Consider the following 15,403-nt stretch of genomic DNA (forward strand, 5'->3'; position numbering starts at 1 on the left):
TGCAGTTTTACCTGGCGCCAGCGCCGATATGGAGATCAATATGCTTACAATCCGACTTCCCGATGGTTCCGCCCGTCAATTTGACGGCCCGGTCACCGTGGCCCAGGTTGCGGCCAATATTGGTACCGGCCTGGCCAAGGCTGCCCTGGCCGGCAAGGTCGACGGCAAGCTGGTCGATACTTCCTATCTGATCGAGCAAGACGCGGAACTGGCGATCGTGACGGACAAGGACGCCGATGGCCTGGAAGTGATCCGCCACTCGACGGCCCACTTGCTGGCGTATGCCGTCAAGGAATTGTTCCCGGAAGCGCAAGTGACCATCGGTCCCGTGATCGACAACGGTTTTTACTATGACTTCGCCTACAAGCGCCCATTTACGCCGGAAGACCTGGTCGCGATCGAAAAGAAAATGGCGGAACTGGCCAAGAAGGATGAGCAAGTCACGCGCAAGGTAGTCGCGCGCGACGAAGCCATCGAATACTTCAAGGGCATCGGCGAAGCTTACAAGGCTGAATTGATCGGCTCGATCCCGGCCGACCAGGAAGTGTCGCTGTATTCCGAAGGCAAGTTCACGGACTTGTGCCGCGGCCCGCACGTGCCATCGACGGGCAAGCTGAAAGTCTTCAAGCTGATGAAGCTGGCTGGCGCCTACTGGCGCGGCGACTCGAAAAACGAGATGCTGCAGCGTATCTATGGCACGGCCTGGGCCAAGAAGGAAGACCAGGAACTGTATCTGCACAACCTGGAAGAGGCGGAAAAGCGCGATCACCGCAAGCTGGGCAAGCAGCTCGATTTCTTCCATTTCCAGGAAGAGGCGCCAGGCCTGATCTTCTGGCACCCGAAAGGCTGGTCGATCTGGCAGCAAGTCGAGCAATACATGCGCAATGTGTACCAGGTCAATGGCTACCAGGAAGTCAAGGCGCCGCAAATTCTGGACCGTGGCCTGTGGGAAAAAACCGGCCACTGGGATAATTACCGTGAAAACATGTTTATCACGGAATCGGAAAACCGCGCTTATGCGCTGAAACCGATGAATTGCCCTGGCCATATCCAGATTTTCAACAATGGCATGCGCAGCTACCGCGACTTGCCATTGCGCTACGGCGAATTCGGCCAATGCCACCGCAACGAACCGTCGGGCGCCTTGCACGGCATGATGCGCGTGCGCGGCTTTACGCAGGACGATGGCCACATCTTCTGCCTGGAAGAGCAGATCGCCGGCGAAGTGACGGCGTTCCACCAGCAGGCGATGGATGTCTACACGGCTTTCGGCTTTACGAATATCGACGTGAAACTGGCCTTGCGCCCGGATAACCGCATCGGCACGGAAGAGTCGTGGGATTTCGCCGAGGAATCTCTGCGTTCGGCCTTGCGCGCCTGCGGCGTGGAGTGGACGGAATTGCCGGGCGAGGGTGCATTCTATGGTCCGAAGATCGAATACCACCTGAAAGACAGCCTGGGCCGCGCATGGCAAGTGGGCACCGTGCAGATCGATCCGTCGATGCCGGGCCGCCTGGGCGCCGAATACGTGGCCGTCGACAACACGCGCCAGGTGCCCATCATGCTGCACCGCGCGATCGTCGGTTCGCTGGAACGTTTCATCGGCATCCTGATCGAACACTATGCGGGCGCCATGCCGCTGTGGTTGTCGCCGGTGCAAGTGTCGGTGTTGAATATTTCCGACGCTCAAGCCGATTATGTACAGGAAGTTACAACAAAACTGCGCAAAGCGGGGCTGCGCGTACAGGCTGATTTGCGTAACGAGAAGATTACCTATAAAATACGTGAACATTCCGTACAAAAATTGCCTTACATCTTAGTAATTGGCGACAAAGAGCGGGATGCGAATACAGTGGCCGTGCGGGCGCGGGGCAATGTCGATCTGGGCGTCATGTCCGTCGATACCCTGATTGAGCGACTCAAACATGAAGTCGACACCAAGGCCTGACGAGGAAACTCGCTGCACGACCGTCTTACAAGATTTTTAAAGGAAATTACAATAGCTACTGACAAGTCACATCGCATCAATGGCGAAATCACTGCCCCTGAAATGCGTTTAAGCGGGGTCGATAACGAGCCACTCGGTATCGTAAGTTTGGCTGAAGCCTTCCGCCTGGCGGAAGAGGCAAACGTCGACCTGGTGGAAATTGCGCCTACCGCGCAGCCACCGGTGTGCCGTTTGATGGACTACGGCAAATTTAAGTATTCGGAGCAAAAGAAAGCTCACGAAGCCAAATTGAAGCAAAAGATCATCCTCGTGAAGGAAGTTAAATTCCGTCCGGGGACTGATGATGGTGACTACAATATCAAGTTGCGTAATCTCATCAAGTTCCTCGAAGATGGCGATAAAACCAAGATCACCTTGCGTTTCCGCGGTCGTGAGATGGCGCATCAGGATATTGGCTTCCGCATGCTGGAACGTCTGAAAGCCGATCTGGAGCCGTACGGCCAGGTTGAGCAGTTCCCGAAGATGGAAGGCCGCCAAATGATCATGGTTCTTTCGCCTAAGAAGAAGAAGTAAGATACAATAGCGTTTTACTGTGGGTGGAAACTGCTCGCGCCGGCATTGGCGCGGTGTCAAACCCCAGGCAGAATTTGCGCGGCTAAGGTCAAATGTCCGGGCCGCGTGAACTGTAGTGGACTCGCATCCGCTGCACAACATGTGAAAGCAGGCATCTAAGCGCAGCGTCGTGTTGCCACCTGCAATCCTGTTATAAATGGAGCTGTCCGTAAGAGGACAGATTGCTATGCCTAAAATGAAGACCAAAAGCTCCGCGAAAAAACGTTTTCGCGTGCGTCCAGGTGGAACAGTCAAGTCGGGTCACGCGTTCAAACGCCACATCCTGACCAAGAAAACCACCAAAAACAAACGTCAGTTGCGCGGTACCCGTAACATCAACGCATCGGATGTCACATCCGTCATGCGCATGATGCCGACTGCTTAATCTCACACTCAATTTAAGGAGTTACTATGCCTAGAGTAAAACGTGGGGTTACAGCTCGTGCCCGTCATAAGAAGATTCTTGTTCAAGCTAAAGGCTACCGTGGTCGCCGCAGCCGTGTATACCGTGTTGCCAAGCAAGCAGTTATGCGCGCTGGCCAATACGCTTACCGCGATCGCCGCAACAAGAAGCGCGTTTTCCGCCGCCTGTGGATCGCCCGTATCAACGCCGCTTCCCGTGAGCATGGCGTAACGTACAGCGTATTCATGAACGGCTTGAAAAAAGCAAATATCGAACTGGACCGTAAAGTCCTGGCCGATATGGCTGTGATGGACAAGCCAGCATTCGCTGCGATTGTCAACGCAGTTAAAGCAAAAATCGCTGCGTAAGCATCGGTCATTGCACAACGTCATCCGTAGGGTGACGTCATAAAGAGCGGGGCAGGGGTTTTAACACCTTATGCCCCGTTTCCGTTTTTGATTGTTGGATTTTAGATAACTGAGTCCAGAATTGATGTCCAAAACAGGAAATGCCGCATGAACTCCCTAGAAGAACTCGTCGTCTCGGCCCAGGCTGACTTTATCGCCGCCGCAGACGCTGCCGCACTTGAAAACGCCAAAGCCCGCTACCTGGGCAAGACTGGCCAGATTACTGAAATGATGAAGGGCCTGGGCAAGCTGGACCCGGACGCGCGCAAGGCGCAAGGCGCCCTGATCAACGCCGTCAAAGTGCAGATCGAGGACGCGCTGACGGCGCGCCGTGATGCACTGGCCGATGCCCAGATGCAAGGCCGCCTGAACGCCGAAGCGATCGACGTGACCCTGCCAGGCCGTGGCCGCATGCCCGGCGGCATCCATCCCGTGATGCGCACGTGGGAGCGTGTCGAGGAAATCTTCCGTTCCATCGGTTTCGACGTGGCCGACGGCCCCGAAATCGAGAACGACTGGACCAACTTCACGGCGCTCAACAGCCCGGAAAACCATCCAGCCCGTTCCATGCAAGACACTTTCTACATCGACGGCAACGATACCGATGGCAAGCCCTTGCTGCTGCGCACGCACACGAGCCCGATGCAGGTGCGTTATGCGCGCACGCACACGCCGCCGATCAAGGTCATCGCGCCGGGCCGCACCTACCGCGTCGACAGCGACGCCACCCATTCGCCCATGTTCCACCAGGTCGAAGGCCTGTGGATCGCCGAAGACATCAGCTTTGCCGACCTGAAGGGCGTGTACCTGAATTTCGTCAAGGCATTCTTCGAGACGGACGACCTGCAAGTGCGCTTCCGCCCGTCGTACTTCCCGTTTACGGAACCGTCGGCCGAGATCGACATCGCCTTCGGCTCGGGCCCGCTGAAAGGCCGCTGGCTGGAAGTGTCGGGCGCCGGCCAGGTGCATCCGACCGTGGTGAAGAACTTCGGCCTCGATCCCGAGAAATTCATCGGTTTTGCTTTCGGCTCCGGCCTGGAACGCTTGACGATGCTGCGTTACGGCATCAACGACCTGCGCCTGTTTTATGAAGGCGACTTGCGTTTCCTGAAGCAGTTCAACTAAGCATTGTTCCGTTTGATTCATGGCGCTTGAGCGCCTGTGCGCTCGCGCTGTGAGCTTTGACCCTTTGAAGGCTTGATTATGCAATTTTCCGAAAACTGGCTCCGTACCATGGTCGATCCGAAGATGACTTCGGACGAACTGGCCCATCTGCTGACCATGTCAGGTCTCGAAGTCGAGGACGTCGATCCTGTCGCGCCCCCGTTCTCGAACGTGGTGGTGGGCCTGGTCCTGGAGATGGAAAAACATCCGAACGCGGACCGCCTGAATGTGTGCCAGGTCGACGTCGGCACGGGCACCATGCTCAACATCGTTTGCGGCGCGCCGAACGTGCGCCCGGGCTTGAAAGTCGTGTGCGCCATGGCCGGCGCCGTGCTGCCGCCTGGCGCCGATGGCAAGCCGTTTGAAATCAAGGTAGGCCAGCTGCGCGGCGTCGAGTCGCAAGGCATGCTGTGCTCCGCGCGCGAACTGAAATTGTCGGAAGAAAACGCCGGCCTGATGGAATTGCCGGACGACGCGCCGATCGGCCAGAATTTCCGCGATTACTTTGCGCTCACCGACTTGAAATTCACCATCAAGTTGACGCCGAACAAGGCGGACTGCCTGTCCGTGCTGGGCGTGGCGCGCGAAGTGTCGGCCTTGACGGGCGTGCCCCTGAATGCGCCGCAGTTCCGCACCGTGCCTGTCACCAGCGATGAAGTGTTGCCAGTGAAAGTCAGCGCGCCGGACCTGTGCGGCCGTTTCACGGGCCGCGTCATCCGCGGCTTGAACGCCCGTGCCGCCACGCCGGACTGGATGAAGCAGCGCCTCGAGCGCAGCGGCCAGCGTCCGCTGTCGGCCCTGGTCGATATTTCCAACTACGTCATGCTGGAACTGGGCCGTCCCAGCCACGTGTTCGACCTGGCAAAGATCCACGGCAGCCTCGACGTGCGTTGGGGCAAGGCGGGCGAATCCGTCAAGCTGTTGAACGGCAACACCATCGCCGTCGACGAGTGGCTCGGCGTCATTGCCGATGAGCAGGAAATCGAATCCTTGGCCGGCATCATGGGCGGCGACGCCAGCTCCGTATCGGACGATACGGACAGCATCTACCTGGAAGCGGCCTTCTGGTGGCCGAACGCCATTCAAGGCCGCGCCCGCCGCTTGAATTTCTCGACCGATGCGGCGCACCGCTTCGAGCGCGGCGTTGATTTCGCCACCACCGTCGAGCACATCGAGCGCATCACGGCCCTGATCGTGGAAATCTGCGGCACGCCAGCCACGACCGTCGGCCCCGTCGACGACCACGTGGTGAACTTGCCGCAACGCCAGCCTGTGTCGATGCGCACGGCGCGCGCGCAAAAAGTCATCGGCGTGCCGCTCACCGATGAGCTGATCGCCGATATCTTCACGCGCCTGGCCCTGCCATTCACCCTGGCGGACGGCGTGTTTTCCGTGACCTCGCCCAGCTACCGTTTCGACATCGAGATCGAGGAAGACTTGATCGAGGAAGTGGCGCGCGTGTACGGCTTTGAAAACATCCCGACCTTGCCGCCCGTGGCAGCGAACGTGATGCAGATTGCACCAGAAAATACCCGCTCCTTGTTTGCGGTACGTCATGAGCTGGCCGACCTGGGCTTCCAGGAAGTGGTTAACATGAGCTTTGTCGATACGGCATGGGAGCGCGATTTCTCGGGCAACACGAATCCGATCAAATTGCAGAACCCGATCGCCAGCCAGATGAGCGTGATGCGCTCCTCGCTGATTGGCAGCCTGATCGCCAATGTGCGCTATAACCTGAACCGCAAGACGAACCGCGTGCGCATCTTCGAAGTGGGCGCCATCTACCAGCGCGACGACAGCGTGGAAAACGGTCCCCTGTCGGTGGCCGGTTACGCCCAGCCGAAGCGCGTGGCGGCCATGGCCTACGGCGCGGTGGCGGACGAGCAGTGGGGCCAGGCTGCCCGCACGGTCGACTTCTTCGACGTGAAGGCGGACCTGGAAGCGCTGTTCGCGCCGCTGGTCTTGCGTTTCAGCAAGGCGGAGCATCCGGCCCTGCATCCGGGCCGTTCGGCCAACGTGGAGCTCGATGGCAAGGTCATCGGTTTCATCGGCGAACTGCACCCGCGCTGGATGCAAAAGTATGACTTGCCGCTGGCGCCCGTGCTGTTCGAAGTCGATGCCGCTGCCCTGACGCAACGAGTCGTGCCCGTGTACCAGGAAATCTCGAAATTCCCTGGCGCCAGCCGCGACCTGGCCGTGGTCGTCAAGCAATCGGTGGCCGTGCAGGATCTGCTCGACAGCTTCCACGCCGCCGCCAAGTCGAGCCCGGCAGCGCGTATCGTGCAAGCCATTGTTTTATTTGATGAATATCGTGGAAAAGGGCTGGAAGCGGATGAAAAAAGCCTTGCTTTCCGGATTAGCTTGCAAGATACTCAAAACACCCTGCAAGACGATGTTGTCGATGGCCTGATGGCTGTCCTCATCGATGCGGCCAAGCAGGGCCACGACGCGAAACTGCGTTCGTAATTACCGGACTGGCCGTCGCCTTGCGTGACGGCCTTTCCGTCGTCAACCGTAGACGAGCTTGCCATGTGGCGGGCTCGGGCGCACAGAAAAGGCAGGGCAGGAAAATTAATAACAGCGACGTTGATTCCGCCGTACTGCAGTCCGCACTGGCCGCAGATCTGCATCGGGCCATGCTGGTTGCCAAAGTGCGCCAGGAAGCGGAAAAAGATTTACCCACCTTGACCAAGGCGGAACTGGCCGAACTGTTGTTCGAGCAAGTGGGCCTGAACAAGCGCGAAGCGAAGGATATGGTCGAAACCTTTTTCGACGAGATCCGCAATGCGCTCGAGCGGGGCGAGGCCGTCAAGCTGTCCGGTTTCGGCAACTTCCAGTTGCGCGACAAGCCGCAGCGGCCGGGCCGCAATCCGAAGACGGGCGAAGAGATTCCCATCACGGCGCGCCGCGTCGTGACCTTCCATGCGAGCCAGAAGTTGAAAAGCATGGTCGAAGAGACCAGTCCGCTGGCACGTGCTGCCTGAGTGAGTGGCGATGAACGAGCGCATCAGTAAAACCGAGTTGATCGCCTTGCCGCCCATTCCGGCGAAACGCTATTTCACGATCGGCGAGGTGAGCGAGTTGTGCGGCGTCAAACCGCATGTATTGCGCTACTGGGAGCAGGAGTTTTCCCAGCTCAAGCCGGTCAAACGACGTGGTAACCGCCGTTATTATCAGCACCATGAGGTGCTGTTGATACGCCGCATCCGCGAATTGCTGTACGAGCAAGGCTTCACCATCAGCGGCGCGCGCAACAAGCTCGATAGTCGTGGCGCATCGCATGCCATCGCCGACGAACTGCCAGTGCTGCCGGCCATGCCCGTCGCGCCGCAGGAAGCGCCGCTGGACCGCGTGTGGATACGCAATGAATTAATTGCGATTTTAAACTTGCTAAAATAAGATTTGTACCAATATAGGTGGGGTTGTCCGGTAGCAGTTGACTAAGTTGACTATACTGCATGGGCGCTCGGCCTTGGCGCTGACGCTACCGTACTGCGCGCCATATTTTGAATATAATGTTAATGTTGCGTTTTTGTTAGTGACGCTAAGCCGGAGCAGCGTTCAGGTTCCGGTAGTCTTTCCCAGGCCAGGAAAATTTAAGGGGAAACAATGATACGCGTTGCCATTTGTGATGATCACCAAATAGTACGAGCTGGATTCAAACAGATTTTTTCGTCGTCGAGCGATTTCAGTGTGGTGGCGGAAGCCGGTACGGGGCGCGAAGCGCTCGATATCGCCCGCCGCGAAATTTGCGATGTATTGCTGCTCGATATAGCCATGCCCGATCAGAGCGGCATCGATACCTTGCGCACGATCCGCCAGGGTCAGCCGGAATTGCCCGTGCTGATACTCAGCGGCTATCCCGCGCAGCAATACGCGTTGAACCTGTTCAAGATGGGTGCGAATGGCTATCTGAACAAGGAATGCGAAGCCGACGAGCTGATGACGGCCGTGCGCACCGTGTTCCAGGGGCGCCGCTATGTCAGCTCCACCGTCGGCGAGTTGCTGGCGCAATCGTTCGACCGCGACACGAATGCCGCGCTGCACACGGAATTGTCGGACCGCGAATTCCAGGTCTTCCTGCGCCTGGCGCGCGGCGCCACCGTGTCCGATATCGGTGTCGCCTTGTCGCTGAGCATCAAGACGGTGAGTACTTACCGTACGCGCATCATGGAAAAAATGGGCTTGCAATCCAACAGCGACTTGACCTATTACGCAATGAAAAACAATTTGCTTGACTAGCGCTGCGGTGCGATCATGGAAACATGATCGCTCAGCCAGCCAGCCGGCACGACTTGTGCAGTGCAGCAGTTTGTGGCGAGGACTATAATTGGCCGGCGCCGGCGCTCTTTCCCGCGCCGAACCTTGCTAAGGATGCACATCAGGATGTATTTCACCGCTGAACCGGCCCCGAATCACCGCCTGCCCCTCTACAAGACGATCCTGTGCGTGACTTGCGCCTTGCTGCTTGTACTCAATGGTTTCAGTCTCTATCATAATCTGCAGTCGCTGAAGGGCACGAACGCCCTGCTCAGCCAGAGCGCCCGCGTGGCGGACCGCCTGCAGTATTTGAACGTGCTCGTGCTCGATGCGGAAAGCAGCTTGCGCGGCTATTTCATTTCCGGCTCCGAAACCTATCTGGGGCCGTCGAAGACGGCGACCACGGAAATCGAAAACGAATTCAACGAGCTGCAAACCTTGCTCGCGGGCAGTCCTACCCAGCTGAAAAACCTGGGCCAGCTGAAAAGCTTGATCCGTCGCAAGATGTCGATGTTGCAACAGTCGATCGATGTCTACAAGCAGGGCGGGCTGGCCGAGATCGTCAACATTTCCCGCGTGACCGATGACCGCGCCACCATGGACGAGATCCGCCTGCAAGTGGTGATCATGACGCGCGAGCAGAATGAAGCGTTGTCTTCCGGCAGCGCCGCCTTTTACCATGAGTACCAGAAAGCCGTGCTGCTCGGCATCGGCATCAATGCCCTGGCCATCCTCGTGCTGATCATGTTTTACCAGCTGGTGCGGCGCAGCTTCCAGAACCGCGCGGCCGTCGAGTATGCACTGCAAAATGCCAACGACACCCTGGAGTCGACGGTCAGCAAGCGTACGGAGCAGTTATCCGTGCTGTCGCGTCATTTGATCAGCGTCAATGAAGTGGAAAAGGCGCGCCTGGCGCGCGAATTGCACGATGAACTGGGCGCCAACCTGACGTCGATCAGCATGGACCTGGGCGCCGTCACGCAGCAACTGGCGCACACGCAGCCGGAACTGGCCGCGCAATTGCGCCGCGCCAAGGCTACCTTGCTGGAAACGGTGGAACTGAAGCGCCGCATCGTCGAAGACCTGCGCCCCAGCCTGCTGGACAATCTGGGCCTGTGCGCCGCCATCGAAAGCTATTGCGAGGATTTTGCGCGCATGAGTTCCGTGCGCTGCGAAACGGACGTGGCCATCAATATCGACAACCGCGAAGCCACCCTGACGATTGCCCTGTTCCGTATCGTGCAGGAATCGCTGACCAACATCCTGAAATATGCGCGCGCCGGCATGGTCAGCGTGACCTTGAAGCGCAATGAGCACGGCCTGGTGCTGCGCGTGATCGACGATGGCATCGGCATCACGGAAGATGCGCTGCAAAAACCCATGTCGCACGGCTTGCTGGGCATGCGCGAGCGGGCCTTGTTGCTGGGCGGCACTCTCACCGTGCGCCAGGGGCCGGAAGGCAAGGGCACGTGCGTGGAAGCCGTGATTCCCCTGCCGCTGACGCCGGAGCCGGAAGACATCGATGCGGATGCCGAAGCGTAATTGAGGTTGCAGCTGAGGTTGCGGCAAAAAAATGGCCGGGCATGCAGCCCGGCCATTTTTTTTATGTTGCCTGGCTTTCGCGCATCAGCAGCGGATCAGCAGCGTGATACGTCGCGCAGCAAGCGGTCGTATTCCGTCTTGGCCACCTTGTAGCACTCGCCCGCATAGCATTCCAGGCCGGCGCGGTCCAGCACCGTGATATTGCCGCGGCGATAGTGGATCAAGCCTTCTTCCTGCAGCTTGCCGGCGGCGGCCGTGATGCTTTCGCGGCGCACGCCCAACATGATCGAGATCAACTCTTGCGTCACTTTCAATTCGTTCGATGGCGAACGGTCCAGGCGGTCCAGCAGCCAGCGGCACAGCTTTTGCTCGATCGAGCTGTGACGGCCGCCGACGGCGTTCTGCGCCATTTGCGCAAACAGGGCGTTGGTGTAGCGCATCAGCAACTGGGGCAGGGCGCCGCCCTGGTTGAAGGCGTCGCGCAAGCTTTGCGTCTTCAGGCGGTAGCCGTAGCCGGCGCTTTGCACGACAGCCGTGCACATGGCGCGTTCGCCTGCCAGCAGCGAGGCACCGGCCACGCCTTCATGGCCGACGACGGCGATTTCCGTCGTGGCGCCGTCTTCCATGACATACAGCAAGGAAATGATGGCGGTGGTAGGGAAGTAGCTGTATTCCAGGTTGTTACCGTAGGCATACAATTCCTTGCCGAAAGGCAGTTCCACCAGTTCCAGGTCTTCGAACAGCGATTCGAGCGCGGCGCGCGGCAGGGCGGCCAGCAATTCATTCTGTTGGGCACTGCTGAGGCTAACCCGCGACGCAAGCTTGATTTCCCGACCGGCCGCCGGCATGGCGCGCGGCAGCAACTGGTTCTTCTGGACCGGGGCGATAAGTTGAGTATGGCTCATAGTATTCCTCACAGGCTTTTTACATCGGAGTGCGACTGCCGCGTTGCTGGTCAAAAAAGTTGCCGCATCCGTCTGGGAACAGCGTTTTTTTTCGACCGCGCGGTGCAGATCGCGATGTAGCTACTTTAAAAGCTTATGTAAGTGGCGAACATAAGATTAGCAGTCGCCACTTTGTAGTCTCTTTTGAGGCGAAATTGTAGTCCTTGTCCTACGCGCACACTTTTGACTAGCTAGCCTTGCGCCGTTCCGCGCGATTTTGTGATATGACGCGCGGCTTGTTGGCGCTCCACAGGCCGGCCGGACGCACGCTGGGCAAGCCGTCGCGCACGGTTGCGGCGGGTGTCTGGCGCACGTTTGGCGCCTCGTGCTCCCCCAGGCGGAAGCGGCTGACGGCCTGCGTCAGCGCTTCGCCTTCCTGGTGCAGGCGCTGCGAACCGGCGCGCGCCTCGTCGACCAGGCTCGCATTCTGGCGCGTCATGTCGTCGATTTGCGCCAGCGCGCCGTTGATGCGGGCGATTTCGCCATTCTGCTCGGCGCCGGCGCTGCTGATGCGCCCGATGACGACGGACACTTGCTGCACCGCGTCGACGACTTGCCGCATGGTGCTGCCGGCCGCGTTGACCAGGTCGCCGCCCGCGTCCACGGTGGCCACGGAGTCGCCGATCAGGCGCTTGATCTGCTGCGCCGCCTCGCTGGAGCGCTGCGCCAGGCTGCGCACTTCGGACGCCACGACGGCAAAGCCGCGTCCCTGTTCGCCCGCGCGCGCCGCTTCCACGGCCGCATTCAGGGCGAGGATATTCGTCTGGAAGGCGATGCCGTTGATGACGCCGATGATGTCGACGATCTTGTGCGAGCTGGCCTTGATCGAGGCCATGGTCTCGACCACGGCGCTGACGGTCTCGCCGCCGCGCAGGGCCACTTCGGCGGCTGACGCCACCAGGGTGCGCCCCTGTCCTACGTGGGCTTCGTTGCGGCCCACGGTCGCCGTCAGCTCGCGCATCGAGTCCACGGTGGCGCCCAGCGCGTCCGCTTGCGTGGCCGTGTGGCCGGACAGGGCGGCGTTGCCCTGGGCGATATCGGCGCCGGCGGCCGCGATGACGGCCGCGCCGCCGCGGATTTCCTGCACCAGGGTGGCCAGGCCGTGCGTCATGGCGCCGAAGTCGCGTACCAGGTCGCCGATTTCGTCGTGCGCCTGCGAGGTGATGCGCTGCGACAGGTCGCCCGCCGCCGCCGCGCCCACGGCCACGCGCAATTGCTGCACGTCGCGCGCGAACGCGGCATAAAAGCCCGCGCACAGGTAGGCGGCGGCCAGCAGCACCAGCAGCATGGCCGCCAGGATCAGGGCGCGGCGCGCCTCGTCGCGCGCGATGCGCTGCGCCAGCAAGCCGTCCAGGGCGGTGGCCGAGGCGCCGGACAGCGCCTGCAGGGCATCGATCGCTTGCATGCCGGCCGCATGGAATTGCGCGCCCGACGTCTGGTCGTAGGAATTCGTCACTTCATTCTTCGTGCGTTCGAGGAAGGCCAGCGCGGCCGGCACGGCTTTCAGGGCCGGCTGCAGGCTGGCGCGCAATTCCGGCTTGGCCGCGATGATTTCGTCGAAGCGGGCCGGCAGGCGTTCCAGTTCGTGGCGCGCGATCAGGGCGTTGGCGTTGACGAGTTGATCTTCATTCGCCTCGAACAGGCCCGTGTCGATGTAGGCGGCGCCGCGCCCGCCGATATCGGACAGGCTCTCGGCCAGGTCGGGCAGGGTGGCGGTGAAGGCGGCGCTCAGGTGGTTGGCGCCCGCGTCCGGGTCCAGGCTCAGGTGCGAGCGGTCGGCCACCAGCTGGCCCAGCTTGGCCGCCTGGCGCAGCAGCGCCGTGTGCGCCGCGTAGCTGTCGCGCGCCGCGAGGCCCGTCTGGCGGCCCAGCAGGGCTTGCCACTGCTTCGTCAGTTCGGCCGCCTGGGGCAGGCCGGCGCCCGCCGGCAAGCGCGCCAGGGCGGCCAGCGCGGCCGTGATGCGCTCGTTCAGGGCCGTGTTGTCCATGCCCGCCTTGCCGCTCAGGCGCAAGTGCTCGAGGCCGCGCCGCTGTTGCAGCAGTCGCGTGCCTTCCTGCAACTGGCGCACATAGGCCACGCCCCGCTGCGCATCCTGCGCCTGGGCCAGCGACTTGCCCAGTTCCGAGATCAGCAGGGTGGTTGCCAGCGCCAGCGGCAGCAGGAAGACCAGGCAGACAAGCATGAATTTGGGCAGCAGGCGCAAGCGCTGCATGAGGCGGATGGCGGGGGTGAGGAGCATTTTCATCGGGTTTCCAGGGTAGGGTGACAACATTTCTGCAGTGCAATGTTGCCTGCGGATTGTGACCCCTTGATGAAGTGCGCCGCGATGCGGTCAGTTTTGCCGTTCGCCAGAGTGAAGCAGTTCACACGGAAGGCCGATCCTTCTGTAAAATCGAGGGTTTTTTGCGAGGGCCATATTATGGTCACCAATATGGCCAACGAGAACGACATCAACACCCCCGATTCCAGCGACAGCGCGGACAACGCCGCAGCGCCAGTAAGCAGCAAGGCGCCGGCCGTGATCGCGCGCGAAGTGCAGCGCCGCCGCACCTTCGGCATCATTTCCCACCCGGATGCCGGTAAAACCACCCTGACGGAAAAACTGCTGCTGTTCTCGGGCGCGATCCAGATGGCCGGTACCGTCAAGGCGCGTAAATCGGGCCGCCACGCGACGTCGGACTGGATGGAGATCGAGAAGCAGCGCGGCATTTCCGTCGCTTCCTCGGTGATGCAGTTCGAATTCCGCGACCACGTCGTCAACCTGCTCGACACCCCGGGTCACCAGGACTTCTCGGAAGATACCTACCGCGTGCTGACGGCGGTCGACTCGGCGCTGATGGTGATCGATGCGGCCAAGGGCGTGGAAGCGCAGACGATCAAGCTGCTGGCCGTGTGCCGCATGCGCAATACGCCGATCGTCACCTTCATGAACAAGATGGACCGCGAGACGCGCGATCCGCTGGACCTGCTCGACGAACTGGAATCGGTGCTGAAGATCCAGTGCGCGCCCGTCACCTGGCCTATCGGCATGGGCAAGAACTTCCGCGGCGTGTACCACCTGCTGAACGACGAAATCATGCTGTTCAAGGCCGGTGAAGAGAAGGCCGATGGCGCCTTCGAAATCATCAAGGGCATCGACAACCCGCGCCTGCAGGAGATGTTCCCGCTTGAGATGGATCAATTGCGCATGGAAGTGGAACTGGTGCACGGCGCGTCGAACCCGTTCAACCTGGAAGAATTCCTTTCCGGCGTGCAGACGCCCGTGTTCTTCGGTTCGGCCATCAACAACTTCGGCGTGCGCGAGATCCTGTCCGCGCTGGTCGACTGGGCGCCGGCGCCGCGCGAGCGCGACGCGACCGTGCGTTCGGTGGCGCCGTCCGAGCAGCCATTTACCGGTTTCGTCTTCAAGATCCAGGCCAATATGGACCCGGCCCACCGCGACCGCATCGCCTTCCTGCGCGTGTGCTCGGGACGTTTCGAGCGCGGCATGAAGGTCAAGCACTTGCGCCTGGGGCGCGAGATCAAGGTGTCGAACGTGGTGACCTTCATGGCTTCCTCGCGCGAACAGGTGGAAGAAGCGTACGCGGGCGACATCATCGGCTTGCCGAACCACGGCAACATGCAGATCGGCGACAGTTTTTCCGAAGGCGAGATGCTGACCTTTACGGGCATCCCGTACTTCGCGCCAGACTTCTTCCGCTCGGTGCGCATCCGTAATCCCTTGAAAATCAAGCAGTTGCACAAGGGCTTGCAGCAGCTGGGCGAAGAGGGCGCGGTGCAGGTCTTCAAGCCGGTGCAGGGCGGCGAGCTGGTACTGGGCGCCGTCGGCGTGCTGCAGTTCGAAGTGGTGGCCAGCCGTTTGCTCAACGAGTATGGCGTGGACGCCGTGTTCGAAGGCACCAGCATCAGCAGCGCCCGCTGGGTCAGCTGCGACGACAAGCGCATCCTGCAGGATTTCGAAAATGCGCTGGGCCACAACGTGGCCTACGATGCGGCCGGCAACATGGCCTATCTGGCGACATCCGGCGTGAACCTGCGCCTGACGGAAGAGCGCTGGCCGAAGCTGACATTCCACGCCACGCGCGAGCATTCGGCCAAGCTGGCCTGATGACTCTGAGGTAGC

13 protein-coding genes are annotated in these 15,403 nt (G+C 60.4%); 11 read left to right on the forward strand and 2 right to left on the reverse strand.

The genetic code is table 11. From position 1 onward, the window contains the following. The first annotated feature begins 40 nt into the window (after positions 1-40). From thrS to OX460_RS01585, 10 genes are all read left to right on the forward strand, one after another. Entirely contained in the window at positions 41-1,948 is a 1,908-nt protein-coding gene (thrS, locus tag OX460_RS01540; RefSeq protein WP_289897392.1) for a threonine--tRNA ligase, read from the forward strand. A gap of 51 nt (positions 1,949-1,999) precedes the next feature. Further along, a complete protein-coding gene (gene infC, locus OX460_RS01545) occupies positions 2,000-2,521 on the forward strand; it encodes a translation initiation factor IF-3 (protein ID WP_071650129.1) in 522 nt (173 codons plus the stop codon). A 226-nt stretch (positions 2,522-2,747) separates the two neighbouring features. Further along, positions 2,748-2,945, forward strand: coding sequence for a 50S ribosomal protein L35 (gene rpmI / locus OX460_RS01550; protein ID WP_038493025.1), 198 nt, complete (start codon positions 2,748-2,750; stop codon positions 2,943-2,945). A gap of 26 nt (positions 2,946-2,971) precedes the next feature. Continuing rightward, positions 2,972-3,331 carry a 50S ribosomal protein L20 gene (gene rplT, locus OX460_RS01555; protein WP_010399214.1) on the forward strand — a complete coding sequence of 120 codons (360 nt, stop codon included), beginning with the start codon at positions 2,972-2,974 and terminating at the stop codon, positions 3,329-3,331. A gap of 147 nt (positions 3,332-3,478) precedes the next feature. After that, on the forward strand, positions 3,479-4,495 hold the full coding sequence (gene pheS, locus OX460_RS01560; RefSeq protein WP_034751917.1) for a phenylalanine--tRNA ligase subunit alpha: 1,017 nt from the start codon (positions 3,479-3,481) through the stop codon (positions 4,493-4,495). A gap of 78 nt (positions 4,496-4,573) precedes the next feature. Then, positions 4,574-7,000, forward strand: a complete 2,427-nt coding sequence (gene pheT, locus OX460_RS01565; protein ID WP_289897393.1) for a phenylalanine--tRNA ligase subunit beta — start codon at positions 4,574-4,576, stop codon at positions 6,998-7,000. A gap of 170 nt (positions 7,001-7,170) precedes the next feature. Next, the gene (locus OX460_RS01570; RefSeq protein WP_010399205.1) at positions 7,171-7,518 is read left to right on the forward strand and encodes an integration host factor subunit alpha; all 348 of its coding nucleotides are present in this window, start codon (positions 7,171-7,173) and stop codon (positions 7,516-7,518) included. A gap of 10 nt (positions 7,519-7,528) precedes the next feature. Continuing rightward, entirely contained in the window at positions 7,529-7,933 is a 405-nt protein-coding gene (locus OX460_RS01575) for a MerR family transcriptional regulator (protein ID WP_077406208.1), read from the forward strand. A 210-nt stretch (positions 7,934-8,143) separates the two neighbouring features. Further along, positions 8,144-8,776, forward strand: coding sequence for a response regulator transcription factor (locus OX460_RS01580; protein WP_034783185.1), 633 nt, complete (start codon positions 8,144-8,146; stop codon positions 8,774-8,776). Between the two features lie 144 nt (positions 8,777-8,920). Continuing rightward, on the forward strand, positions 8,921-10,336 hold the full coding sequence (locus OX460_RS01585; RefSeq protein ID WP_077406205.1) for a CHASE3 domain-containing protein: 1,416 nt from the start codon (positions 8,921-8,923) through the stop codon (positions 10,334-10,336). A 95-nt stretch (positions 10,337-10,431) separates the two neighbouring features. Here the strand turns inward: OX460_RS01585 and OX460_RS01590 are convergent, their stop codons facing one another. Together OX460_RS01590 and OX460_RS01595 are read right to left on the reverse strand one after the other, a co-directional pair. Then, positions 10,432-11,241, reverse strand: a complete 810-nt coding sequence (locus OX460_RS01590; protein ID WP_034783188.1) for a Crp/Fnr family transcriptional regulator — start codon at positions 11,239-11,241, stop codon at positions 10,432-10,434. Between the two features lie 226 nt (positions 11,242-11,467). Next, positions 11,468-13,525 carry a methyl-accepting chemotaxis protein gene (locus OX460_RS01595; protein ID WP_289897394.1) on the reverse strand — a complete coding sequence of 686 codons (2,058 nt, stop codon included), beginning with the start codon at positions 13,523-13,525 and terminating at the stop codon, positions 11,468-11,470. A 186-nt stretch (positions 13,526-13,711) separates the two neighbouring features. Here OX460_RS01595 and OX460_RS01600 point away from each other — a divergent pair, with 186 nt between their 5' ends. After that, positions 13,712-15,388, forward strand: coding sequence for a peptide chain release factor 3 (locus OX460_RS01600; protein WP_077409182.1), 1,677 nt, complete (start codon positions 13,712-13,714; stop codon positions 15,386-15,388). Positions 15,389-15,403 lie beyond the last annotated feature (15 nt).

Origin of the sequence: Janthinobacterium sp. SUN033 (assembly GCF_030397595.1) — a bacterium.
GTDB classification, from domain to species: Bacteria; Pseudomonadota; Gammaproteobacteria; order Burkholderiales; family Burkholderiaceae_D; genus Janthinobacterium; species Janthinobacterium kumbetense.

Coding starts and splice junctions, on each gene's coding strand:
- OX460_RS01600 (WP_077409182.1), top strand. CDS start 13,712: ATGGCCAACGAGAACGACATCAACACCCCCGATTCCAGCGACAGCGCG.
- OX460_RS01585 (WP_077406205.1), top strand. CDS start 8,921: ATGTATTTCACCGCTGAACCGGCCCCGAATCACCGCCTGCCCCTCTAC.
- rpmI (WP_038493025.1), top strand. CDS start 2,748: ATGCCTAAAATGAAGACCAAAAGCTCCGCGAAAAAACGTTTTCGCGTG.
- OX460_RS01575 (WP_077406208.1), top strand. CDS start 7,529: ATGAACGAGCGCATCAGTAAAACCGAGTTGATCGCCTTGCCGCCCATT.
- rplT (WP_010399214.1), top strand. CDS start 2,972: ATGCCTAGAGTAAAACGTGGGGTTACAGCTCGTGCCCGTCATAAGAAG.
- pheT (WP_289897393.1), top strand. CDS start 4,574: ATGCAATTTTCCGAAAACTGGCTCCGTACCATGGTCGATCCGAAGATG.
- pheS (WP_034751917.1), top strand. CDS start 3,479: ATGAACTCCCTAGAAGAACTCGTCGTCTCGGCCCAGGCTGACTTTATC.
- OX460_RS01580 (WP_034783185.1), top strand. CDS start 8,144: ATGATACGCGTTGCCATTTGTGATGATCACCAAATAGTACGAGCTGGA.
- OX460_RS01590 (WP_034783188.1), bottom strand. CDS start 11,241: ATGAGCCATACTCAACTTATCGCCCCGGTCCAGAAGAACCAGTTGCTG.
- OX460_RS01595 (WP_289897394.1), bottom strand. CDS start 13,525: ATGAAAATGCTCCTCACCCCCGCCATCCGCCTCATGCAGCGCTTGCGC.
- thrS (WP_289897392.1), top strand. CDS start 41: ATGCTTACAATCCGACTTCCCGATGGTTCCGCCCGTCAATTTGACGGC.
- OX460_RS01570 (WP_010399205.1), top strand. CDS start 7,171: ATGCTGGTTGCCAAAGTGCGCCAGGAAGCGGAAAAAGATTTACCCACC.